At 68.0% G+C, this 21332-nt stretch carries 18 protein-coding genes, 1 tRNA gene and 5 pseudogenes; 13 read left to right on the top strand and 11 right to left on the bottom strand.

What is annotated here, in order from left to right:
- The 4 genes and pseudogenes from ACFV9O_RS35240 to ACFV9O_RS35225 all read right to left on the bottom strand — a co-directional run.
- Nucleotides 1-713 (bottom strand): annotated as a pseudogene (locus ACFV9O_RS35240) (IS200/IS605 family accessory protein TnpB-related protein); the annotation flags it as partial.
- Nucleotides 714-903: 190 nt separating this feature from the next.
- Nucleotides 904-1228, bottom strand: a pseudogene (locus ACFV9O_RS35235) (carotenoid oxygenase family protein); the annotation flags it as partial.
- Between the two features lie 42 nt (nucleotides 1229-1270).
- Nucleotides 1271-2113, bottom strand: a complete 843-nt coding sequence (locus ACFV9O_RS35230) for a hypothetical protein (protein ID WP_385425612.1) — start codon at nucleotides 2111-2113, stop codon at nucleotides 1271-1273.
- A 768-nt stretch (nucleotides 2114-2881) separates the two neighbouring features.
- Entirely contained in the window at nucleotides 2882-3742 is an 861-nt protein-coding gene (locus ACFV9O_RS35225) for an alpha/beta fold hydrolase (protein ID WP_385425609.1), read from the bottom strand.
- Between the two features lie 183 nt (nucleotides 3743-3925).
- On the opposite strand from ACFV9O_RS35225, the gene ACFV9O_RS35220 reads away from it, so the two are divergent.
- From ACFV9O_RS35220 to ACFV9O_RS35210, 3 genes are all read left to right on the top strand, one after another.
- Nucleotides 3926-4069 (top strand): hypothetical protein, encoded by a 144-nt coding sequence (locus ACFV9O_RS35220; RefSeq protein WP_385425606.1) that lies wholly within the window; start codon nucleotides 3926-3928, stop codon nucleotides 4067-4069.
- Nucleotides 4070-4289: 220 nt separating this feature from the next.
- Nucleotides 4290-6041 (top strand): cytochrome c oxidase subunit I, encoded by a 1752-nt coding sequence (ctaD, locus tag ACFV9O_RS35215; protein WP_385425618.1) that lies wholly within the window; start codon nucleotides 4290-4292, stop codon nucleotides 6039-6041.
- Complete coding sequence (locus tag ACFV9O_RS35210) at nucleotides 6038-6394, top strand: hypothetical protein (protein WP_385425603.1); 357 nt, start codon at nucleotides 6038-6040, stop codon at nucleotides 6392-6394. Before ctaD ends, ACFV9O_RS35210 begins: the two co-directional genes overlap by 4 nt.
- 508 nt (nucleotides 6395-6902) lie before the next feature.
- Here ACFV9O_RS35210 and ACFV9O_RS35205 read toward each other — a convergent pair.
- On the bottom strand, nucleotides 6903-7697 hold the full coding sequence (locus ACFV9O_RS35205; RefSeq protein WP_385425600.1) for an SDR family NAD(P)-dependent oxidoreductase: 795 nt from the start codon (nucleotides 7695-7697) through the stop codon (nucleotides 6903-6905).
- 540 nt (nucleotides 7698-8237) lie between these two features.
- Between ACFV9O_RS35205 and ACFV9O_RS35200 the strand changes: the two genes are divergently transcribed.
- The 3 genes from ACFV9O_RS35200 to ACFV9O_RS35190 all read left to right on the top strand — a co-directional run bounded on the left by ACFV9O_RS35200 (nucleotide 8238) and on the right by ACFV9O_RS35190 (nucleotide 9965).
- Complete coding sequence (locus tag ACFV9O_RS35200) at nucleotides 8238-8489, top strand: helix-turn-helix domain-containing protein (protein WP_385425597.1); 252 nt, start codon at nucleotides 8238-8240, stop codon at nucleotides 8487-8489.
- Nucleotides 8490-8547: 58 nt separating this feature from the next.
- Nucleotides 8548-9081 (top strand): winged helix-turn-helix domain-containing protein, encoded by a 534-nt coding sequence (locus ACFV9O_RS35195; RefSeq protein WP_385425594.1) that lies wholly within the window; start codon nucleotides 8548-8550, stop codon nucleotides 9079-9081.
- A 320-nt stretch (nucleotides 9082-9401) separates the two neighbouring features.
- Complete coding sequence (locus tag ACFV9O_RS35190) at nucleotides 9402-9965, top strand: cysteine hydrolase family protein (RefSeq protein WP_385425591.1); 564 nt, start codon at nucleotides 9402-9404, stop codon at nucleotides 9963-9965.
- A gap of 249 nt (nucleotides 9966-10214) precedes the next feature.
- Here the strand turns inward: ACFV9O_RS35190 and ACFV9O_RS35185 are convergent, their stop codons facing one another.
- Nucleotides 10215-11342: a GNAT family N-acetyltransferase gene (locus tag ACFV9O_RS35185; protein ID WP_385425588.1), complete on the bottom strand. Its 1128-nt coding sequence runs from the start codon at nucleotides 11340-11342 to the stop codon at nucleotides 10215-10217.
- A gap of 253 nt (nucleotides 11343-11595) precedes the next feature.
- Here ACFV9O_RS35185 and ACFV9O_RS35180 point away from each other — a divergent pair, with 253 nt between their 5' ends.
- Together ACFV9O_RS35180 and ACFV9O_RS35175 are read left to right on the top strand one after the other, a co-directional pair.
- Nucleotides 11596-11796 (top strand): hypothetical protein, encoded by a 201-nt coding sequence (locus ACFV9O_RS35180; protein ID WP_385425585.1) that lies wholly within the window; start codon nucleotides 11596-11598, stop codon nucleotides 11794-11796.
- A 363-nt stretch (nucleotides 11797-12159) separates the two neighbouring features.
- Nucleotides 12160-12729: a hypothetical protein gene (locus tag ACFV9O_RS35175; RefSeq protein ID WP_385425582.1), complete on the top strand. Its 570-nt coding sequence runs from the start codon at nucleotides 12160-12162 to the stop codon at nucleotides 12727-12729.
- A 280-nt stretch (nucleotides 12730-13009) separates the two neighbouring features.
- Here the strand turns inward: ACFV9O_RS35175 and ACFV9O_RS35170 are convergent.
- Both ACFV9O_RS35170 and ACFV9O_RS35165 read right to left on the bottom strand, forming a co-directional pair.
- A pseudogene (locus ACFV9O_RS35170) lies at nucleotides 13010-13120 on the bottom strand (transposase); the annotation flags it as partial.
- A gap of 7 nt (nucleotides 13121-13127) precedes the next feature.
- Nucleotides 13128-13565, bottom strand: a complete 438-nt coding sequence (locus ACFV9O_RS35165) for a MarR family winged helix-turn-helix transcriptional regulator (protein ID WP_385425579.1) — start codon at nucleotides 13563-13565, stop codon at nucleotides 13128-13130.
- A 161-nt stretch (nucleotides 13566-13726) separates the two neighbouring features.
- On the opposite strand from ACFV9O_RS35165, the gene ACFV9O_RS35160 reads away from it, so the two are divergent.
- On the top strand, nucleotides 13727-14848 hold the full coding sequence (locus ACFV9O_RS35160; RefSeq protein WP_385425615.1) for an NADH:flavin oxidoreductase: 1122 nt from the start codon (nucleotides 13727-13729) through the stop codon (nucleotides 14846-14848).
- A 124-nt stretch (nucleotides 14849-14972) separates the two neighbouring features.
- Nucleotides 14973-15408 (top strand): annotated as a pseudogene (locus ACFV9O_RS35155) (helix-turn-helix domain-containing protein); the annotation flags it as partial.
- Here ACFV9O_RS35155 and ACFV9O_RS35150 read toward each other — a convergent pair.
- Nucleotides 15396-15848, bottom strand: a pseudogene (locus ACFV9O_RS35150) (transposase family protein); the annotation flags it as partial. The pseudogenes ACFV9O_RS35155 and ACFV9O_RS35150 sit on opposite strands and share 13 nt — an antisense overlap.
- A 106-nt stretch (nucleotides 15849-15954) precedes the next feature.
- Here ACFV9O_RS35150 and ACFV9O_RS35145 point away from each other — a divergent pair.
- Nucleotides 15955-16623, top strand: coding sequence for a hypothetical protein (locus ACFV9O_RS35145; RefSeq protein ID WP_385425577.1), 669 nt, complete (start codon nucleotides 15955-15957; stop codon nucleotides 16621-16623).
- Nucleotides 16624-16806: 183 nt separating this feature from the next.
- On the opposite strand, the gene ACFV9O_RS35140 is transcribed toward ACFV9O_RS35145, so the two are convergent.
- Nucleotides 16807-17982 carry a hypothetical protein gene (locus tag ACFV9O_RS35140; protein WP_385425574.1) on the bottom strand — a complete coding sequence of 392 codons (1176 nt, stop codon included), beginning with the start codon at nucleotides 17980-17982 and terminating at the stop codon, nucleotides 16807-16809.
- Between the two features lie 276 nt (nucleotides 17983-18258).
- Here ACFV9O_RS35140 and ACFV9O_RS35135 point away from each other — a divergent pair, with 276 nt between their 5' ends.
- Nucleotides 18259-18654, top strand: coding sequence for a hypothetical protein (locus ACFV9O_RS35135; protein WP_385425571.1), 396 nt, complete (start codon nucleotides 18259-18261; stop codon nucleotides 18652-18654).
- A 269-nt stretch (nucleotides 18655-18923) separates the two neighbouring features.
- Nucleotides 18924-18997 (top strand) — tRNA-Met (locus ACFV9O_RS35130).
- A 644-nt stretch (nucleotides 18998-19641) separates the two neighbouring features.
- Here the strand turns inward: ACFV9O_RS35130 and ACFV9O_RS35125 are convergent.
- Nucleotides 19642-21081: a dihydrolipoyl dehydrogenase family protein gene (locus ACFV9O_RS35125; RefSeq protein WP_385425568.1), complete on the bottom strand. Its 1440-nt coding sequence runs from the start codon at nucleotides 21079-21081 to the stop codon at nucleotides 19642-19644.
- Between the last annotated feature and the right edge of the window lie 251 nt (nucleotides 21082-21332).

The raw sequence follows: 21332 nt of genomic DNA, 5'->3' as shown, positions 1-21332 counted from the left end.
GCCAGATGGGCGAGCGGGGCGGGCAGCTTGATGCTCACCTCGCCCTCGGGGCTGACCCGGATCGTCTCGTTGCCGTAGCGCTTGCCGGACTCGCCGTCGGCGGCGAGGAAGTAGCGTTGGGCCTCCCACCGCCGACGCCACGCGGCCTCGGTGAGCTGGGCGGCCTGAAGGTGGTGCCGGGTGCGGGCCAGACCCTTGCCGCCGCGCACGACGTGCACGAGCCCGGCGTCACGGTCGGCCCGCTCGGCGACCAGCCGGTCCTCCAGCACCTGCAGACGACGCGCCTTGGCGTGCCACTCCCGCCGGGACCGGTAGCCGCCCGGTGCCCGCTTGGATCCCCTCTCCCCGAGGGGCAGGGACAACCGGTGCGCGATGGTCCTGACGCCCGCTTCCAGGCTCTGGACATGTGCCACCTGGCAGCGGCGGGCCAACGCCCACTGATCGTGCGACGCCTTGGTGATACTGCCCGCCCAGCGTGACGACGACACGGGCGTCAGGTCGCGCTTGCGTGTCGCCCACGCGTCGGCGGAGTGCTCCAGGCCGTCCCGGCAGCGCGCCTTGAGGTCCTTCGAGGCGAGCCCTCCCAGATGCGCGCCGACCAGGCACAGCACCTCCTCATCCCCCGGCGTCAGCTGCTTGAGCCGGGTACGGATGGCCACACCACCCGGGCCGGACACGACGAACGGCTCCGCCCTGTCCCGCAGCCCGCCCAACCCGTCACCCCCACCCCGAAGCACCCTGTCACCGCCTCCAACGAGCACCGCCCGTAAAGGTCACGCATTCGACACAAGAACGCCAGTTCCCTCCCGAAAGGGCGCGATGACCAAGGCACGCAAAGACCACCCGTACTCACCCCCGCTCACCAGAACACGCTTGAGTGCACTTCAACGGCAGCAGCTCCAACCCCCACAGTGCCTGGCCCGCCTTCTCCTCCGCCCGCATCGCGGGTGTGCGGACGAAGCGGTTGCGGTAGCGGGCCCCGCCCTCGGAGATCCACACTCCGTGGATCATGCCGTCGCCTTCGAGGGGATGCAGATACGAACCGGTGGGGGAGAAGCGAGGGTTGGGGGCCGTTGCGCAGATACACACCGTCCAGTTCGTCCGGAAGCTCGCCCGACACTTCCAGGTCCACCGCGTCCACCTCTTCGGCGACCGGGGCGAACAGCCCGGACAGATGCGGGACCCGGGCCGGGTCGAAGGCGGGTGGCGGGGCGGTGGGCGCGGTCATGACGGATCTCCCGGGAGTGTCATGCGGGGCGATCGGTGGCGGTTATTCGAGGTGGCGGTGCTGCTCCCCGCGCTCTTTCTCTTGTGCGTCGTCCGAGCCCGCCCTGAAGGCTCGTACGAGCAGCACTCCGGCGACGATCAGGGTGATACCCAGCCAGGTCGGCCCCGCGTCGAAGGAGAGCAGGACGATGCCCACCGGCACGAGATAGCCGGCCAGCGGAAACAGCAGCGCGCCCACCGAGGTCGGGCTGCCTCGGGCCGGCGTGCCGCCGTGGACCCGTTCCCGTACGACGTCGGGGTACCAGTCGGTGAAGCGCAGGGCGACGATGATCGCCCCGATCTGGATGAGCCAGTTCGTCCAGAGGTTGTCGGGTTCACGGAGCACGAGGTCGCCGTAGAGGCCTGCGACCGCCGCCACGAGGAACGCGAGGCCCCACACAGCGGTGATCACGTAGTTGGTGTGCATGAACCCACGGGTGTTCCACAGGGCTCGGGGCACCTGTTCGCGCGCGTACTGCACGGTGAAGGGCATCCGGACCGCCATGGAGCCGAAGGCGATGGCGACGAGGGCGAAGTTGGAGAGCTCGCCGGAGTAGGTCTCCAGCCACTGGAGCGTGCCCGATGAGGCCATGAGGCCGATGATCGCGAGGACTGCGAAGAAGACGGCGTCGGAGACCTCGAGGATCTTCAGTGAGGTGCCCGGGCGCCGTAGTCGGTCCACGACAAGGATGACGACGGCGATCGCGAGGGAGATCGAGACGGAGAACTCGAACCGGCCTGGGCCGACCAGGACCGAGAACACGATCCACGGGAGCATCCCCACGATGGGGTTGTCGAGGAAACCGGCGAGCTTGCGCCCTGCCTCGGTGTCTGCGATGGCGTTCATGAACACGCCCTTCCGGAGACGGCCTACCCTCCAGCCTGCCCCCTGGCGTGCCGTCGTGCGACGCGGGCCGGCCGCACACCGCGGCCCCGCGGTACTTGTGCGGGCTCGCGCGCACACTTTCCGTGTACCAGCCCTGTCCTCACCGCGATGCCGACGTCCACCGCCATGACGATGTCCCAGTCCTCGCGCTCAAGGGTGTGCTCGTACTGGTTCAGCCACATCGACGGCCCGCCGGCACAGCTTGGGTTCGAGGCCTTGTAGCCCTGTGGTGCCGCCGCAACGCCGCTTGGCCAGCGCGATCACTCCGTGGTGGCTCTCGCGCTCTGCTTGTCCTGCGTGCCCTGTGGGTCTCAGCGGTCGAGCGGTCAGTCCTGGTCCTGGGCGCAACGCGCCGCGTACCAACTCTTCCCAGGGCAACGCGCGTACCCAACAGTCAACTGGCCTACTGGCGCTCAGTCGCAACTTTACGCGGGCCGCCGTACAGCGCTCTGGTGGCGGCCTGCTCCGCTTTTCCGCGACCGAATGCGAGACAGCGATCGAGCTCGTCGGGTCTGCGGACGAGGAACCTTGGCCCCGGCGATCGCGTCGCCCCACTGCGCCCAGGGCGACCGCGCCCGAGCCGGTCGACTGGGCCCTGGTCGGCCGCCGCTCGGTCCGCCGCCGGCGGTGGTGTTGACCACGAAAGTGAACTTCGAGTCCCCGTAGTGCACCGTGGGAGTCGCGTACAGACCGTCCTTCCGCCGAGACCGGTGCAGTCCGGGCGCCTCCTCATGAAGACGACGGTGGTCTCGGTGAGGAGTCCCTCCCCGTATTCGGCGAAAGTGCACGCAGCAGGGGGCGCAGCGCGTCGGTCAGCTCTGTCGGATGGGTCAGGTAGGGGGCGTGGGCGCCGGGGAGCTCGATGAGGTCGGTGCGCATGTGGGTGGCGAGCCACTGCGATTCCTCGTAGCCGTGGTGGTACGGCGCGGCGGGATCGCGGTTGCCGGCGCCGGCCGCGACGATGCACGGAACCGTCACACCGGCGAGTTCCTGGGGACTGGGGAGGTACTCGATGAAGGCTCCCAGTTCCATGGTGAGGAACACCTCCGCATTGGCCAGAAGCCGTCTCCTCAAGTCCGGTTCGGCGGCCGCGATGCCTTCCTCGCCCCACGCCCACAGCAGCAGGCCTTCCAGGGCCCTCTTCGGATCGCCCGTGGCCATGCCCTGCTCGAACAGGCGGCCCAGCTGCTTGCCCACCTCATCGGGGTCGGAGCTTTCCGAGACGAACGGCGGCTCGTGGATGACCGCCGCACGCACCACCTCCGGGTGGCGCAGCACCAGGTTGGTCAGGATGGCCCCGCCACCGCTCGCTCCGACCACGACCGCCGGGGCAATGCCCAGGCCTCGCAGCAGCCCCGCAGCGTCGTCGGCCTGCTCGTCGACGGACGTTGAGGTCCACTGCTCCGGGCGGGGGCTGCGCGAGTTCCCTCGGCGGTCGTAGGCCACCACCGTGAACTCGTCCGCCAGCGCCTGGGCCGTCCTCGTCCACAGACCCGCATCCCCCGTCACCCCGGAGATGAACAGCACCGCAGGACCGTGCCCGTACCGCTCGTAGTAGAGCCTGGCATCGCCGACGTCGATCACGCTCATGACGTGTGCCTCCCCGTTCGCCTCCGGTCATCGCGTGCTCCAACTGGATGAAATGCTGCGGTGCCGGCGCGAGTGATCCAGCTTCCTGCACTGGGTGACCGCGGCACCTGCATGGTGTGCGCGAAGGCGACCTGCCCGTCATGCTGACGAAGAGGAAGCCGTACACGACGGTCGCCTGGCCCGATGCGCCGGCCAGTGGTGCACGCCGTCACGATCGCGCCCGCCTGGTACGCGCTGCTCGCCGCCGCGCTGATCAGCGACCGGCCGGACCGGCCGGTGCCGTCGAGCAGCGACTACCGCCCGCACTGCTGGAGCAGGTGGCTCTGAAGATGAAGTGACGAATAGTTCACGCCAACGCGGGCGGATCCGGCGATTTCCTCGATTGCGCTGGAGTATCACCCGAACAGCCGGTATCCAGGGGGAACGTGAGTTGGGCCGTGCGGATAGATTTCCCAGCGGGCATGCAGGTAATTCGAGTGAAGCATGGCTGCAAGCCTGGGGCGGGGTCCGGGAGTCTATTTCTGCGGGAGTTCGTGTGAACGGTGACGTGGGAACCCAGTCCGGCGTGCCGCCGGTGGATGCTTATGAGAATGAAGTTCCCTTGCGCAGACACGCGCCTGGCAGAGTGGTGGTGAAGTGGCTTACCACCACCGACCACAAGACCATCGGTACGCTGTATTTCGTCACATCATTCGCCATGTTCCTGGTCGGCGGTGTCCTGGCGCTGTTCATGCGCGCCGAGCTGGCCCGTCCGGGTACGCAGCTCATGTCGAACGAGCAGTACAACCAGGCGTTCACGATGCACGGCACGATCATGCTGCTGATGTTCGCGACGCCGCTGTTCGCCGGCTTCACGAACTGGATCATGCCGCTGCAGATCGGCGCGCCCGACGTGGCGTTCCCGCGGCTGAACATGTTCGCGTACTGGCTGTACCTCTTCGGCTCGATCATCGCGGTGGCCGGCTTCCTCACCCCGCAGGGTGCGGCCGACTTCGGCTGGTTCGCCTACTCCCCGCTGTCGGACGCGGTTCACTCGCCGGGCGTCGGAGGCGACATGTGGATCATGGGTCTTGCCTTCTCCGGCTTCGGCACGATCCTCGGCGCGGTCAACTTCATCACCACGATCATCTGCATGCGCTGCCCGGGCATGACGATGTTCCGGATGCCGGTCTTCACCTGGACCGTGCTGCTGACCGGTGTGCTGGTCCTGCTCGCCTTCCCGGTGCTGGCCGCGGCCCTGTTCGCCCTGGAGGTGGACCGTAAGTTCGGCGCCCATGTCTTCGACTCCGCCAACGGCGGCGCGGTGCTGTGGCAGCACCTCTTCTGGTTCTTCGGGCATCCAGAGGTGTACATCATCGCCCTGCCGTTCTTCGGAATCATCTCGGAGGTCATCCCGGTCTTCAGCCGCAAGCCGATCTTCGGTTACATCGGCCTGGTTGCCGCGACCATCGCGATCGCCGGTCTGTCCGTGACCGTGTGGGCCCACCACATGTTCGTCACCGGCGCTGTGTTGCTGCCGTTCTTCTCCTTCATGACCTTCCTGATCGCGGTACCGACCGGTGTGAAGATCTTCAACTGGGTCGGCACCATGTGGAAGGGCTCGCTGTCCTTCGAGACCCCGTTGCTCTGGACGATCGGCTTCCTGATCACCTTCACCTTCGGTGGTCTGACCGGTGTCATCCTGGCCTCGCCCCCGATGGACTTCCACGTCTCCGACTCGTACTTCGTCGTCGCGCACTTCCACTACGTGGTCTTCGGCACCGTGGTGTTCGCGATGTTCGCCGGATTCCACTTCTGGTGGCCGAAGTTCACGGGCAAGATGCTGGACGAGCGGCTCGGCAAGATCACCTTCTGGACGCTGTTCCTCGGCTTCCAGGGCACGTTCCTCGTCCAGCACTGGCTGGGTGCCGAGGGCATGCCGCGCCGTTACGCGGACTATCTGGCCGCCGACGGCTTCACCGCGCTGAACACCTTCTCCACGATCAGCTCGTTCCTGCTGGGCCTGTCGATGCTGCCGTTCCTCTACAACGTCTGGAAGACGGCCAAGTACGGCAAGAAGGTCGAGGTCGAAGACCCGTGGGGCTACGGCCGTTCGCTCGAATGGGCGACGTCCTGCCCGCCGCCGCGGCACAACTTCCTCACCCTGCCGCGGATCCGCTCCGAATCCCCGGCGTTCGACCTGCACCATCCAGGCCTCGCCGCCATGCAATACAACGGCCCCGCCAAGGAAGGTGAACTGGTCAGGCCGGACCGCGGCGGTTCCGCAGAGCGCGGCGATCAAGACGGCGGGCATGAATGAACGGCCCCTCGGGGGACCCGATCTCGGAGACCGCAGCGGGTATCAACAGGATTGAGGGGTATCTGCTCGTCCACAGCAGAATTGAGGAAGCCCGGCGCGATGCCGAGAAATTCGCCGATCAAATGTACTGGCTCACTTCCAGCCAGCGGGCCGAGATCGTCAACCTCTACACGCAGGACCGCATGGCTGTCACGAAGCGGTCCCTGGAAATGACGGCTTCCCGCGCCAAGGAGCTGCGCCAGGAGTACGCCGCACGGTACGCCGCACTCAAGCAACGTCTGCTGAGCATCTTCGTCGCCACACTCGTCATGAGTCTCACACTGACCTTCGCCATGCTGATCGTGCTCACATGACCTGCCATCGCCAGGGCCACCTCGCCTTCGCTCCTACCTCACCGGCCACCACCTGCGCCACGAGCAGCCCGTGGCGAGCCCGTCGGCCTTGGGCGCGTTGGTCAGTGCACCGCTCCACCGGACATGCTGAAGGCCCCAGGGCCGGGGGCCTTCAGCGCCGAGGGCCCGCCTCCTCTCCGGGAAGCGGGCACTCGGAGTCCGTCGATCGCGAACGTCGTGGTGGTGTCGGTGGACGCGAGTATCGAGACACTACGCGTGGACGCGCAGTGCACCACGGACGACGCCGCGTGCCCGGGGCGCGCGGCCGGTCGAGCCGGGTTCATGCGAACTGCTCTTCGGCTGAGTGCCGGCAGCAGCTGTCCGGTCATCGACTCACCTCAGCCACCAGGTACGGGACACCTCGTCGTCCGAGCCCGGAGGGTGGGACGAGCTTCGGTGCGAGGCGACGGAGCGCAAAGGCAAAGAGCGGCCCAGCGCTTCGGACATGCGTGATGGAGTTCGCCCATGCCTAGGGGAGGATGGAATCGATGTACCCTCCATCGACCCGCAGTGCGCCGCCCGTAGTGGCGGACGCCAGGTCGGAGCTCAAATACACCACCATGTTCGCGATCTCCTCGGGTTCGATCAGGCGCTGCAGCAGCGACTGCGGGCGGTGCTCTCGCATGAAGACTCGCTGCGCCTCGTCCCATGGAAGGTCGCGGTCGACGAGTTGATACACGAAGTCCTCCACGCCCGCGGTGTGGGTGGGGCCGGCGATGACGGAATTTACGGTGACACCGGTCCCTGAGGCCTGCTTGGCGAAGCCGCGGCCGACCGCGAGCAGGGCGGTCTTCGACGTGCCGTAGTGGATCATCTCGGCAGGGATCACCACTGCAGAGTCGCTGGCGATGTATTGGACCCGGCCCCACCCCCTTTGGATCATCTGCGGCAGGTAGGTACGGGTGAGACGGACGGCGGCCAGCACGTTCACTTCGAAGTAGCGCCGCCATTCGTCGTCCGTGATGTCCAACGGGTCCTTGGCGCCGAAGATGCCGAGATTGTTGATGAGGATGTCGACGTCCGGCAAGGCTTCCCGGGCGCCGACGGCGCCCTCCTCGGACGCGACGTCGGCGGCGACCGGAAGAAAGTCGCCGTCCGGCACGTCGGCTCTGAGCTGTTTGATGGACTCCTCGACCCTGCCCTGGTCGCGTCCATTGACTCCAACCCGGGCGCCGGCTCGCGCGAGTCCGGCCGCGATCGCGGCTCCGATGCCCTGGGTGGATCCCGTCACCAAAGCGGTCCGTCCCGTGAGGTCCAGGCGCATGTCTTTACCCTTCCGACGTAGATTCGGTGGCTATGAGGTCTTCATGGCACTTCTTCTCCTCGGAGTCCCCGACCATGTCCGGAAACCCCGGGGTGGGGCAGTACGGGTGACGGCCGGCAGCTGGCTCAACGGGCGTGGGTGGAAGAGCTCGGGTAGTGGCCCGGCGCGGTCGTGGAGGGAAAGTGGGGGAGGACTTCCTCGGCGGGCTCATGGAGGACTACGGGGGCGGTCTTCGAGCCGGAGGTCAAAGGAGTAATGGGCAACGCCCAGGTTCCTGAGGGACCGGCCAGCCGCCAACACCACCTGAGCAGCTCGAATGTCGCGGCATCTCACCGGAAGGCAGAGCCGGCGCCAGTCCTCCATGCGCCCGAGCGCATATCGTAAGCGGGCGGTCCCCGTTCCAGGCCGTGCATTCAAAAGGGCCTTCAGGAGCGGCTGTTGCTCTTGGTGGCGGTCCGGATTGGTGTTGACGGAGATCGAGCGACTCGATGGTGTCGATGCCTGCTCAGATATCAGAGTTCGCTGCGGAAGACTGAGAGGATGCTGCTGACCACGGGGCAAGCAGCCGAGGAACTCGGCTGTGTGATCACCACCTTCCGACGGCTCGTTCGGGCGGGTTCGCTTCCCGGACTGTCCGGCCCTGGGGTACAGGTCATGATCCCACTGGCGGCCGTACAGGCATTGCAGACGCGCCCGCCCGCCCCGTTGCAGCACTTGAAGCCCGCGAGGTCGCCGTTCTGCGCGCCGATGTTGCCTCCCCGCCCGCTACTGAATCTGAACCTGAACGAGTGATGTCGGGGCGTTCGGCAGATCCAGGACTCCTGGTCCGGTACTGCTGGGGCTGTGAGGTATGCGCAAGGTGGGGGCTTCACCGACGCCGAGAGGGCTGCTCGCGAGTGAGTGCGTCTGGATGCGGTGGCCCGGTTCGGGGCTGGGCAGACGACCAGAGCCATCGCAACCGCGCTCAGGGTGTCGGAGCGGTTCGGTGGAGCGGTGGCGACGTCAGTGGCGTGAGGGCGGTGCACTTGGTGTCGCCTCGAAAGGGTCGTCTGGCCGCTCCCGGCTATCCGACGGCCAAATTTCCAGATTGGAACGGGAGTTGGAGCGCGGTCCACTCGCGCACGGCTGGGCTGATCAGCGGTGGACGTTGGCCCGTGTGAAGACACTGATCGGTCGGATGTTCCACGTCTCGTACACCGTGGAGGACACCTGGCGATTGCTGAAGCGGCACGGCTGGTCGTGGCAGCAGCCCACACGGCGAGCGATCGAGCGCGACGACGATGCGGTGGAGCTGTGGAAGACGGAGGTCTGGCCGCGGGTAAGAGCATCGCGGCGGCCTGCGACGGATGGATCGTCTTCGAGGACGAGGCCGGTCAGTCGCTGACGCCGCCGCGAGCCAGGACCTGGGGCCGCAGGGGCTGCGCCCCGGTGGTCCGCGTACGCGGCCGGGGCCCAGGCCGGGTATCGATAGCGGCATGACCTGCTACAAGCCCGGCGAGCGGTCCCGGCTCTTCTACTCCGTCCGCGAGTCAACCGAATCAAGATGCTCAAGCGCCAGATGTTCGGTCGTGCCGGCTTCCGACTTCTCCGGAAGCGAGTCCTGCTGGCGTGAGCTGACCTACAGCTCGTGCGGCCGTGCCATTGTCGGTGGCTCGGCCTACGGTGGGGGCGACACAGGATCCGTGACGATAACAGGAGTTCCCCTTGACGACCCTGCCCGATCGGCCCAATACCGCGCTGCTCGTCATCGACGTCCAGAATGGGGTGGTGGCAGGCGCCCATGACCGTGACGGCGTGATCGCGAACATCAACACACTGGTGGGCAAGGCGCGTGCTGAGGACGTGCCCGTGGTCTGGGTGCAGCATTCCGACGACGGTCTCGAGCGGGACAGCGAGCCCTGGCAATACGTGTCGGAGTTGGTTCGCCGAGATGCGGAGCCTCTCGTCCACAAGACCTACGGTGACTCGTTTGAGGGCACTGCGTTGGAGGCGCTGCTCGCCGAGCGCGGGGTGGGCCAGCTCGTCGTGACGGGTGCCCAGAGCGACGGGTGCATCCGCGCGACTCTTCACGGGGCCTTCGTCCGCGGGTACGACGTGACGCTGGTCAGCGACGCGCATACGACGCAGGACCTCAGCGAGTACGGCGCGCCAGCCCCGAACCAGGTGATCGCGCACACCAACCTCTACTGGCAGTGGCAAGGCGCACCCGGACGCCGCGCAAAGACCGTCGAGACAGCAGAGGTGACGTTCACGGCGGACGCGGGCTGACCCGTCCCTGATCAGAGCCTGTTCTGCACGCTCGTCTCCGGGCAGCTTCCTCAGTTGTCACTCGGCGTGCACCCACCACAGTTGAGCCAGAACCCCAGCCACGACAGCGGTTGCTCACAGGTTTGGGAGGCACCCCGAATCTCGGAGGGGCGCTGTTGACGAGTTTTGACGGCACTGTGGTGCTTGCCGGACAGCATGGGGATGCTCCTCGCCACAGGGGCTGGTCACGCGTCCCGTCGAGCGCAGGTTCTAATACCGATCCAGGCGGTGCGCGTACGGGGTCGGCAGAGACTGCGTGCCGCCTCCGGGGAACCAAGCCGTACAAAGATCCCGGTACCGTTCGGGGATCGACATGCCGTGCACGTATGCGTCATCGGTCGACCAGTAGCCAAGAAGCAGCCGGATGAGCGCCTTGTCATCGGGGAGCAGTTCGCCGCGTCGCAGCGCGTCGAACGCCTTGTCGTAGAGCCTGTCCGGCTGCTGCACGGCAGCCCGGCGCCGCAGCTCGGGCTCGAGCTTCCGCACCAGGGACGACCGGTTCAGAACGGCGGCCATCATCCCGCCGCTCGGCGGAAATCTCTGCTGGTAGGTGCAGCCCATATGGCGAGCCACTTGGCCGGTGAGGCTGTCGGCCGGCTCCCGCACTGTGAATTCGCTCAGACGCCGTTGCCAGCAGAGTCGGGCGATGGCCATGAGCAGCAGGCGTGCCGCGGTGGCATTCTCGGCCACCAGTTCGTCCACGGTCAGCGAACCCAGGGGATCGCCGAAGGCTCGGCCCTCCAGCACGGCGTAGCCGACGGCAGCACTATCGGTCTGCAGGACCAGGGTCTGCGACCCAGGCTTCCACGTGGCCTGGGGGATGAGCCGGTTCCAGCCTGCGTGCCGTGCGTGGGTCCAGGGCCGCTGAGCGTGCGCGGTGTTGTACAGACGGATCATCGCCGGAAGATCGGCCGGAGAGCCGCTGCGGATGCCCGGGACGGCCGTACCCAGCTCGTCTCCCGCCGCCTGTTCGACGTTGCGCACGGGGATGACCAGGTGCCCTTCGGCGACGGCTCCGACGAAGCCGAACTGCTCGTACACCCCCTCGATACCGTCGGATACGAAGGCGATGTCCACCCTCTGTGCCATGCCGGCCAACGCCTGGCGGAGGAGTCGACTCATGTGCCCCTGACGTCGGAAATCGGGCTGGGTCTCCACGCCACCGATGCCTTCCGCGGCAACAGCCACCGCACCGAACCGCGGTTGGAAGGAGAGTGCCTCCAACTCGGCGACGGGTTCGCCTCCAGCGGTCCGCAACCGGCAGTAACGCACTCGTAGACTGCGCACTTCCTGATCCGGGACTTCGGTGTAGCCGGCCCTTGGCTCATGATCCGACACGGAAGGTCCTCAGCCTCTTGATTGCACGGCGCTGCCGTCATTTCCCGCGAACATCAGCGATGTCCTTTACCTGCCCACTGCTGCTGAAACCCGTCAACAGACGCTGTCACCGAAAGCGAACGAAGCCAGATGTTCCCGTGACTCACCGACAAAGCCACCGAGCACTGTGACGACAGCGTCGATGTACGGGCTGTGCGGGAGTGTCTGGTCGCTCATGTCCGGACAATGAGCAGTCGAGCGCTGCGGTACGTGCATGACCTCCCGCGCAGGCCGCGCTGCCGAACTCATAGTTCAGGACATTGCGTTCCGCGCCGGCAAGGAACTATGCCGCGCCCCCACCGACATGTGCGGCGAGATCAACCCTGAACTTCTCTCCGACCTCGACGTCGCCGCCCTGCGGTGGGCCGGCATCGACCCGCACGACTACTCGACTGCGACGAATGCCCACTCGTGATGGACCGGGACGAGAACGCAGCACGCAACCTCGCCGCCCTCGCAGCGGCCTGCACGACCGGCACCGGAGTGGCCGGACACCGGGGCACGCGAGTGCCGAAACCGCGTGGAGCCGACCGGAAGACCCGCGCCACCCGCCAGGCCCGCAAGGGCCCGGCGGGGCAGGCAGGTGGCGCAAGACCGCCCTATGGGCGGAAGGAACCGCGAGACCTTCATCAGGACACCCCGGCCCAACTCGGGCTGTGGTGACACCGCTAAGGACCTTCTGTGTGGAAACACACGGATTGGTGACGCCTGACTATGGCGTCAGCAACGGGTAGCACATAGTGGACCGAACACTTCACCGAGCACGAACGGACGGCCTGTGACGACTGCGTACAGCGAATCCTCCACCGAACGCATCCCGGGACGGTCCTGGACCATCCGCCTGACGGGACACAGCGACCGCACCGCCACCGTCACCTGCAGCACCGCCGCGTGCCGCATGCCGGCCCGTTCCAAGAACCTCGCCGCGATGCGTGCCTTCGCCGCCCAGCACGCTGCCGCGCACGCCAAGGTGGCCACGATCCGGCCCAACGCTGCCTGCCATTGTCGCGCCCAGCAGTGCGCCGCCCACCCGGACATGAAGGTGCACTGCGCCGGCGCGGTGGTGATGATCCTGCGCCATGACCCTACGGTGGGCCGGGTGTGGAGCGTGGGGGAAGTCTGCGCGGCCTGCGCTCCCTTGATCACTCACGCCACGGTCGTCGCGCGTGCCGCCCGGCCCCGGCCTGCCGCAGCCGAGCAGGATCCCGCGCAGGTTCCGGCCCCGCGTTCGGCCGTACCGGGTGGGTTCTCTTCGCCGGGCGCCCCGGCAGCCGGTGAGGCTCAGCGTCGTCGGCCCCGCTCCACGGCCCGGCGGCCGCGCCGCCCGGGCAATGGGCAGGGGCGCTGACTGCCCAGCGGGCGCGACACGATCCCGGGGCCGGCGTCAGACAGCCGCCGTGCGAGGGGGCCCTCGCTGTTGCCATGCCGCGTCTTCTCGCGGAGAGCCTTGGCAGGTCGCTTGCGGTGATGATGTCGGTGGTGGGGGAGGGGAAGGACCAGATCCCTGAGCTCAGTGCTCCGTCACGCTCACGCTCCGTGAGTCCTCGACCGAGGGACGTGCACCGTGCTGGCGCGGCAACGGCCACGGGGGCGGCTTCGTACTTCTTGCGTTTGTGGACCGGCACGCCGTCTGCGATCACATGGGCATCGTGGGCATCGGTCTTGGCCTCGCCGGGGTAGAGGTCGGCAATCCGGCGCATCGCCAGCCTGGGCAGGTATGCGACCTCGCATCCGGACGCGGGCCTGTCAGGCGTCCGCGGGGCGGGCCGTGAAGACGCGGTCCAGTAGGGCGTACAGGGTGGCCCGGTCCTTGTCGTCGAGTGTGGCCAGGCCCGCCAGTGTGGTGTGCATGTTGGCGCGGATGGTGTCGATGGCGTGCTCGCCCTCGGGGGTGATGACGACGTTCTTGACGCGGCGGTCGCCGGGGCTGGGCTCGCGGCGGACCAGGCTGCGCTTTTCCAGGCGGTCGACGATGCCCGTCATGTTGGAGGCGTCGCAGGCCAGCGTCTCGGCGAGCACGCGCATCGCGGCGGGGCCATGGCGCAGCACGCTGAGTGTCCTGCCCTGGCTGGCCGTGAGCTTCTCGCGGGCGGCCGCGGTCGTGAAGTCGCCGTGGTAGGTGCTGAGCGACACCGAGAGCAGTTCCATGAGCTGGCCCGTGCCGACGGGCGGGGGTCCTGGCATGTGATCCACCTTACGTCCAGAAACTTGACGTTCTCAAATATTGATGTCTACCGTAAAACTATTAGTTGTTGTTCTCAAGCTTCCATGTTCTTAAGTAGTTGGGAAAGAGTTCCGTGTCTCAGGCACAGCACAGGGCATCCGCCCGGCCCTCCGGACAGACCATCACTGCGTCCTCCGCCTCCCGCGCGGCCGAGATCCTGTCCCGGCCCGTCGCACTGAACGGCCTGACCGTCCCCAACCGCATCGTGATGGCGCCGATGACGCGCATGTTCTCCCCGGGCGGCGTCCCCGATGAGGACGTGCGGTCGTACTATGCCCGTCGCGCCGCCGCGGGTGTGGGCCTGATCGTCACCGAGGGGACCTACGTCGGCCACGAGTCGGCCGGGTCCAGCGACCGTGTGCCGCGATTCCACGGTGAGGAACAGCTGGCGGGGTGGGCGAAGGTCGCCGAGGCCGTTCACACGGCGGGCGGCACGATCGTGCCGCAGCTGTGGCACATCGGCATGGTGCGCAAGCAGGGCGATGCGCCCTACGCCGACGCCCCCGCCGTCGGCCCCTCCGGTATCCGCGTCGACGGCACCGAGGGCACCGGCAAGGCGATGACCCGGCGCGACCTGGACGACGTCATCGGTGCCTTCGCGGAGGCCGCCGCGGCCGCCGAGCGCATCGGCTTCGACGGTGTCGAACTGCACGGCGCCCATGGCTACCTCCTCGACCAGTTCCTGTGGGCGGGGACGAACCGCCGTACCGACGCCTACGGCGGCGACCCCGTGGCCCGTACGAAGTTCGCGGCCGAGATCGTGGCCGCGGTCCGCGAGAACGTCTCGCCCGACTTCCCAGTGATCTTCCGCTACTCGCAGTGGAAGCAGGAAGCCTACGACGCGAGGCTCGCCGAGACCCCGGAGGAGCTGGAGGCGATCCTGGCCCCACTCGCCGCGGCCGGCGTCGACGCCTTCCACGCCTCCACCCGCCGCTACTGGCTCCCGGAGTTCGAGGGCTCGGACCTGAACCTGGCGGGCTGGACCAAGAAGCTCACCGGCAGGCCCACCATCACCGTCGGCTCGGTCGGCCTCGACGGCGACTTCATACGCGCGTTCGCGGGCGAGGGCGCCCCGGTCCAGGGCATCGACAACCTCCTCGAACGCCTGGAGCGCGACGAGTTCGACCTGGTCGCCGTCGGCCGCGCCCTGCTCCAGGACCCGGAGTGGGCGGCGAAGGTCCTGGGGGACCGGCTCGAGGAGCTGAAGCCGTACGACGCGGCGGCTCTGAAGACGCTGAGCTAGGTGTACTGCCCAGGCAGGTTGGTTGAGTTTGTGCGACGACACGGTGTGAATCTGTGAGATGACGAAGGCCTCCGGTTGTGGAGTGGAGCTGTCCAGGAACCGCTCCGCCAACCAGGAGGCCTTCGTGTCTCACGCTAACGCTGCTCTGACTCCTCGTGCCCGTCTTCGGCTGGCGCGTCTGATTGTTGACGACGGGTGGCCGGTCGCTCGTGCGGCCGAGCGCTACGAAGCGGTGGGCCGACCGTTACGCCGAGTCCGGTCCGGCCGCGATGGCGGACCGGTCCTCACGGCCCCATCGCAGTCCTGCCCGAACCACTCAGCCGCAGGTCCGCAAGATCGTGCACCTGCGCTGGAAGCAGCGGCTGGGCCCGGTCCAGATCGCCGGACGGCTGGGCATGCCTGCCTCGACCGTCCACGCGGTCCTGACCCGGTGCCGGATCAACCGGCTGTCCCACATCGACCGCGCCACCGGCGAGCCGGTCCGCCGCTACGAACACGATCACCCCGGCGCAATGCTCCACATCGACGTCAAGAAGCTCGGGAACGTGCCCGGCAGCGGCCGGCCGACCACGACGACCAGACGGGTGTTGGCGTCGATGACGACCTGGTTAGTCGAGTACCGGTAATTCTTGGACTGCTCCGCGACCTTGTGGTCGCGCGTTGGCACCAGGGTGCCGTCCACGATGAGCACGGTGTCCTTGGCGAACTGCTTGCGCGGCTGCAGCGCCGGCTTCGGCCCGAGGTGGTCGATGATTCGGCGGGCGGCGGACTTCGATACCCCGAACAACAGGGCCAGTTGCCGCATTGTCAGGTTGGTGCGCCAGTACGCCGCGACCAGCAGCACCCGGTCCTTCAGCGGCAGCCCCCACGGTCGGCCGTTGCGGACCGGATCGGCGCCCTCGCGCCGCAGCGCGGTGACCGAATTGCCGAAGGCTCGCGGGCTCAGCCCGGTGAACGGGGCTATCCAGGACGGCTCAGACACCGTGATCACACCAGCCACCTGAAGATCATTCCATGCTCCCTGAAGAGCGGTTCCGGGGGACATGACGCGTAGGGATCGCCGGTTGCGGATACGTCGTGTCGTTGAGGTAGGTCACAATGCTGCCGTGGCCGAGGAGGCAGAGGACATAGAGAGGGTGCGCGCGTTGCGGGCGCGCGCGTTCCTGGCGTGCACGACGGAGGTGGCTCGGCTCCTCGGGATCAAGGACGATGCGCCGGGGTCGGACAAGGCACGCGCGCGGCTCCTGGCCGCCCGGGCGAGGAAGCCGCTGCGTGAAAGCACGTACCTGCCTGAGGAGTTCTTCGCCACACTCATGGCCGCGACCGTGGCCGACCCGGACCCCAGCTTCTGCGGCTGGTTCGTCGAACCGGCGCTCTACTCCTTCGGTCGCCGCCGCGTGCAGGCCGCGCTTGTCGAGTACCTGAGATCGGGCACCGACGCTGAGCGCGCGGGCGCGTTGCGCGCCTGGTACTGGGCAGGCATGCCACTGGGCGCGCACCGGTCGCCGGCATACGCACCGAACGGAACCCGCGACCGCGCGCTGGACGCCACACAAGACGTGCAGGAAGCGTGGCTGGAGGTGTCGATGCAGGTGTATGCGGAGGCTACCGACGCGTGGATCCGTTACCGCGTCCTGCACATGCTGCCTGTCTCACGAGAGTCATACCCGCCACGGCTGCACGACCTGCTCGAGCGCACGCTCAGCATCGCTCGAGCCGACCCCGACGAGGACAATCGCCGCTGGGCCCACGCCGTTGACCGCGCCAGATCCTGACCCCCCGGGCAACCTCCCGTGGCATTGCGGGACACCCTTTAGGAACAGCGTTTGTCGACGGGATCCGGAGTCAGTTGGTGATTACTCGGGTCGTGATGTCGAGCAGAAATGACGGCACTGCCGTAGGCGGCGAAGAAAGGGAGGGGGAACCGACAGGGCGCTGGCAGGACTTTGAGTGCCTCGCTACCAGTCTCGGACGGACTCCACTCCGGAGATGAGACTGTCGCGGTCGTCTTCGAGGCCGGGGCGGCCGTGGAGTGCTTCGGCCTCGTTCACGATGTGGTCGAGGGCGGCGAAGAGCTCTTCGCGCTCGACGGTCTCGATGAAGCCCGATCGGCGGTCAAGCTGGTTGAAAGCCTCACCGTAGGCATGCCCGATCTCCTCCATGCGTGTTGATCGGACGTCTGCGGGTTCTTCAGCGAACACCTGAAGGATTGTTTTCCGTGTCGTCTTGTACTGGGCGACAGCCCTCTTGTAGGTGGTGCTGCTGATCTGTTCGCGGCCGTCCCAGTCGCGCAACGGGTTGTTCCGGTTCTCCCCGACCCATTCGGGCTTGCGGGCCCGGAGGATCGACACGTAGGTGCCTGCTGGGATCTCGGGTCGCCAGGTGCTGCGCATGGCCGAGGCGTATTCGGCAGGGATGCTGTAGAGGTCCACTGATTCCAGCTCCGGCACGCACTGCGGTCGAAGACGGTCTTCTCTGGTCATCCCGAACAGGTCGACGATGCGGATCCCCTGGAGAGATGCCAGCCGGTTCAGCTCGCCCGCGGCGGAGAGAAGGCCAAGGCGTCCGTGCAGATGGAGCCGGGTCACCCCGGGGAAACGCTGGACGAGCTGAGCGCAGTCGAGGGAGTCGACGTCCCTGATCGTCAGCTGCGTGATCTCTGATCGTGGTCCTGTCGGCTGGCTGAGGAATTCATTGACCGTCTCTCCGGTGTACTCCGCCTTCCAGGCTGCGACCGGGTCCTCATGGACGCCGTTGTCCCACCGCCGCTGCCGGGCGAGCTGATCGCCCAGGCGCCATCCGGAGGTCCAGCAGTTCGCCGGTTGGTCATGGAGCAGGGGCATCGCTCCGACGACCTTGTGGCTGCGGGGCAGGACCCATTCCTGGTTACAGAAGGACAGCGCCCCGCTCCATGAGTGGTGGGTGAGCCTGAGCGGGGCGACGTCGCCGAGGTCGGCCACGGACGACGGCTCGGGACCGGACCAGTCCAACTCGAGCACGGCCGCCGTCTGTGAATCGGCGTCGAGTCGGACTATCTGCGCGACCGTCCACTCCCCAAGATCCCGCGAATGAGCGGCCACCACGTCGCCGACTGTGAGTGGCCTTGGCGGCGCGGCCTGCTTCCGACTCGACATGCCCTGATCTTAATAGCGGCTGACAGGGCACCATCTACGCTGGCGACCTCGTCCACGTCGAAGGAGCTACAAGAGCGTCATGGCCCGAGGAACCGGAGCGGCCAAAGGGATCGTCAAGTATTTTGCGCGCATGGCCAAGCCGTCGGTGGCGTTCTTACCGATACCGAACCCGACTGCTCGGCAACACCATCATTCCCTGTGGCTCTGTCGGCTCGTCCGGTCTGCCGCATGAAGCAACAGAGCCGCTCATCGCCAACGCCCAGGAGAGACACGGACATGGGAAGACGTAAGATCGCCACTGCCGCAAGGAGAACGGGGAAGGCTCTGGCACTGGCTGCCGCCGTCGTCGGGCTTTCGGCTCTGGCTTCCGGGCCCGCACACGCGGGCGTCATCCCCCGCGTCTACCAGGGGGACGACTACGCGGAGGCGTGGCACGCCTATTCCGGGAGTGCTTTCATCGCGGAAATGGTCTCGGTGTGCGACCGCGAACCGGACGGCCATGGCGTCTACGTCAAAGTCTGGTTGAACGCCGGGTACGAGGAGATAAGCGACACCAACGGATCCGCGTACGGGTGCGGTTCACGCGGCTACGACAGGAACGACGTCGAAGCCATCGAGGTCTGCGAACGCGTAACCGGCCCCGACTGGTGCTCCGGCCGGAAGAACGCGTAGGCCCGCGGAGCGTTCGCGGAACCTCCCGCGCGGCCGGGCCTCAGCGATCCGCCAACTGGTCCTTTGCAGCCGGCAGGACACCGGGGTCGCCACCATCGGGGCGGCCTGCCCGGGCCAGCCTTCGCGCGGGCCCGCGGCCGGGTCGGCGCACCCGGAGACGGACCCGCTCGCCCTCGCGTGCCCGCAGCCCTTTGTTGGGCGGCACCGGCGCGCACCCCTGCTGAGAAATTCACTCGCCGCGGCCCTTTGGCGCGCCCTACGGTGAAGGCTGCCGAGTGGAGCAGTTCGGCAGCTCGTTGGGCTCATAACCCAGAGGTCGTGGGTTCAAATCCCACCTCGGCCACGAAGAAGACCGGGTCCGCCGCAGCACCTGCGGCGGACCCGGTCTTTTGTGTGAAAGCCGCCTGCATGGGGGGCCCTTCGGCTCGCCTGCCACGCAGGCCGCCATCGGCCGCTGTGCCCCGGCGACGTCGATCGGCATGCCGCCGAAGGTCTCGGGCTTGGCTTGCCACTTCCCGCCGGACAGCTGCGCGGGGTAGCGACGGCCGAGTTCGGCCGGCAGCCCCACGAGCTCCAGCAGGTCCGCGGCGCGGGCCCGGGCCTGAGCCGGTCAGCAGCGGAACCGTGGCGATCGTTTTCCTGGGTCGCCCGACGCGGTTGCCGTCGGCCGGCATCCTGGCCGGTGCCATCGACAGCTCCCACGTGTGGAGTGCTTTCAGGCCCGGATGTGGGAGCTGCGGGGCTTCGCAGCCCCGCAGCGCCACCAGCAGGCCATGCCGGGGCCCCGTTCAGGGGGCAACTGTTGCACCGGACGCCGGTGAAGAGGATTCCGTACAGCACCTTGCGGTCATCCGGAGTTCTCGGTCCGATCCGCGTTTGCGGGCACGCCACTGCCGGCCACCGGGATAGGAGGATCGCTCCTCACCCGCAGACGACCGAGTCACCCGGCGGAGGCCAGGACCGCCCCGCATGCCGGCCGGAGCATGCTCAGCCGCGGTAGGTCTCCAGCAGCCGCAGCCAGACTTCGCCGATGGTGGGGAAGGCGGGGACGGCGTGCCAGAGCCGGTCCAGGGGCACCTCGCCGGCGACCGCGATGGTGGCCGAGTGCACCAGTTCCCCGACGCCGGGGCCGGCGAAGGTGACGCCCACCACGGTGTTGCGGTCGGTGTCGATGAGCATGCGGGCCCGGCCGCGGTAGTCCTCGCCGTACTGGAGGGCGCCCGCGACGTGCGCGAGGTCGTAGTCGACGACCTCGATGCGGCGCCCGCTCTGCTCGGCCTCGCGGCTGGTCAGGCCGACGGAGGCGACCTCGGGGGTGGTGAAGACGACCTGGGGGACGGCCGCGTGGTCGGCGGTGGCGACATGCGCGCCCCAGGGGGCGTCGTCGATGGGCTCTCCCTTGGCGCGGGCGCCGATGACGGTGCCGGCGATCCGGGCCTGGTACTTGCCCTGATGCGTCATCAGGGCGCGGCGGTTGACGTCGCCGACGGCGTAGAGCCAGCCGCCGTCGACGCCGGTGACCTGGAAGGTGTCGTCGACGGTCAGCCAGTCGCCGGGGGTGAGACCGACGCTCTCCAGTCCGACGTCGCGGGTCCGCGGGGCGCGGCCGGTGGCCAGCAGGATCTCGTCCGCGGCCAGCTGCCCGCCGTCGGACAGCGTGATCCGCACCTCGCCGTCTTCGCCGCCCTCGCGGGCCATGGAGGTGACGGTGGTGTTGAAGCGGATGTCGACGCCTGCTTCGCGCAGTCCGTCGGCGACCAGTTCGCCGGCGAACGGCTCCATCCGCTCGAGGAGCCGGTTCTCGAGGACCAGCATGGTCACCTGGGAGCCGAGGGCCTGCCAGGCGGTGGCCATCTCGACGGCCACCACACCACCGCCGACGACGGCGAGGCGGCCGGGCACCTTGTCGGCGCTGGTGGCCTCGCGGCTGGTCCAGGGGCGCACGGTGTCGAATCCGGGGATGGGGGGCAGGGCGGCGCGGGTGCCGGTGGAGACGGCGACGGCGTGCCGGGCGGTCAGGGCGACGTTGTCGCCCTCAGGGGTCTGCACGGCCACCTGCTTGGGGCCGGTGAGGCGGCCGTGGCCGCGTATGAGGTCGACGGAGACCGAGTTCAGCCAGTCGACCTGGTCCTCGTCCTTCCAGTACGAGGACATCTTGTCGCGGTGTGCGAGGACCGCCTCGACGTCCAGCGGGCCGGCCACCGCCGGGTTGAGTCCGGGTACGCGACTCGCGTCGGCACGTGCCACCACCGGCCGCAGCAGCGCCTTGCTCGGGTCGCAGGCCCAGAACGAGCACTCGCCGCCGAGGAGTTCGCGCTCCACGATCACGGCGCTGAGCCCTGCGGCGCGGGCGCGTTCGGCCACGTTCTCGCCGACCGGGCCCCCGCCGATGACGATCACGTCGTAGGTGCGGGTTGTCTCGTTCATCACTGCTGCGTTCCTCACTGTTTCGTTCCTCATTGCTTCTGTGACTCGGTCGGATACTCCGGCGGCCGCGGCCCATTGCCGGCCGCGTTTGCCGCTCCCCGCCGCCGGACGGCCCCCGGGCTGTCGCACCGCACGGGGTCGAGGGGGCGGTCACGGGATGGGACGGCCCCGGCGGCAAAGCCGTCTCTCGGCGCCCGCGGCGCCCGCGGCGCCCGCGGCGCCCGCGGCGCCCGCGGCGCCCACGGCGGCCG

The sequence above is a fragment of the Streptomyces sp. NPDC059909 genome, from assembly GCF_042730885.1.
GTDB lineage: Bacteria > Actinomycetota > Actinomycetes > Streptomycetales > Streptomycetaceae > Streptomyces.
Note: the sequence above shows the minus strand (reverse complement) of the source record. Positions and strands in the feature narration are given on the sequence as shown.

Bases quoted from the DNA above. Each gene is read 5' to 3' on its own strand.
- ACFV9O_RS35230 (WP_385425612.1), bottom strand. From the start codon at position 2,113: ATGAACGCCATCGCAGACACCGAGGCAGGGCGCAAGCTCGCCGGTTTC.
- ACFV9O_RS35225 (WP_385425609.1), bottom strand. From the start codon at position 3,742: ATGAGCGTGATCGACGTCGGCGATGCCAGGCTCTACTACGAGCGGTAC.
- ACFV9O_RS35220 (WP_385425606.1), top strand. From the start codon at position 3,926: ATGCGCCGGCCAGTGGTGCACGCCGTCACGATCGCGCCCGCCTGGTAC.
- ACFV9O_RS35210 (WP_385425603.1), top strand. From the start codon at position 6,038: ATGAACGGCCCCTCGGGGGACCCGATCTCGGAGACCGCAGCGGGTATC.
- ACFV9O_RS35205 (WP_385425600.1), bottom strand. From the start codon at position 7,697: ATGCGCCTGGACCTCACGGGACGGACCGCTTTGGTGACGGGATCCACC.
- ACFV9O_RS35200 (WP_385425597.1), top strand. From the start codon at position 8,238: ATGCTGCTGACCACGGGGCAAGCAGCCGAGGAACTCGGCTGTGTGATC.
- ACFV9O_RS35195 (WP_385425594.1), top strand. From the start codon at position 8,548: ATGCGCAAGGTGGGGGCTTCACCGACGCCGAGAGGGCTGCTCGCGAGT.
- ACFV9O_RS35180 (WP_385425585.1), top strand. From the start codon at position 11,596: ATGACCTCCCGCGCAGGCCGCGCTGCCGAACTCATAGTTCAGGACATT.
- ACFV9O_RS35165 (WP_385425579.1), bottom strand. From the start codon at position 13,565: ATGCCAGGACCCCCGCCCGTCGGCACGGGCCAGCTCATGGAACTGCTC.
- ACFV9O_RS35140 (WP_385425574.1), bottom strand. From the start codon at position 17,982: ATGTCGAGTCGGAAGCAGGCCGCGCCGCCAAGGCCACTCACAGTCGGC.
- ACFV9O_RS35135 (WP_385425571.1), top strand. From the start codon at position 18,259: ATGGGAAGACGTAAGATCGCCACTGCCGCAAGGAGAACGGGGAAGGCT.
- ACFV9O_RS35125 (WP_385425568.1), bottom strand. From the start codon at position 21,081: ATGAACGAGACAACCCGCACCTACGACGTGATCGTCATCGGCGGGGGC.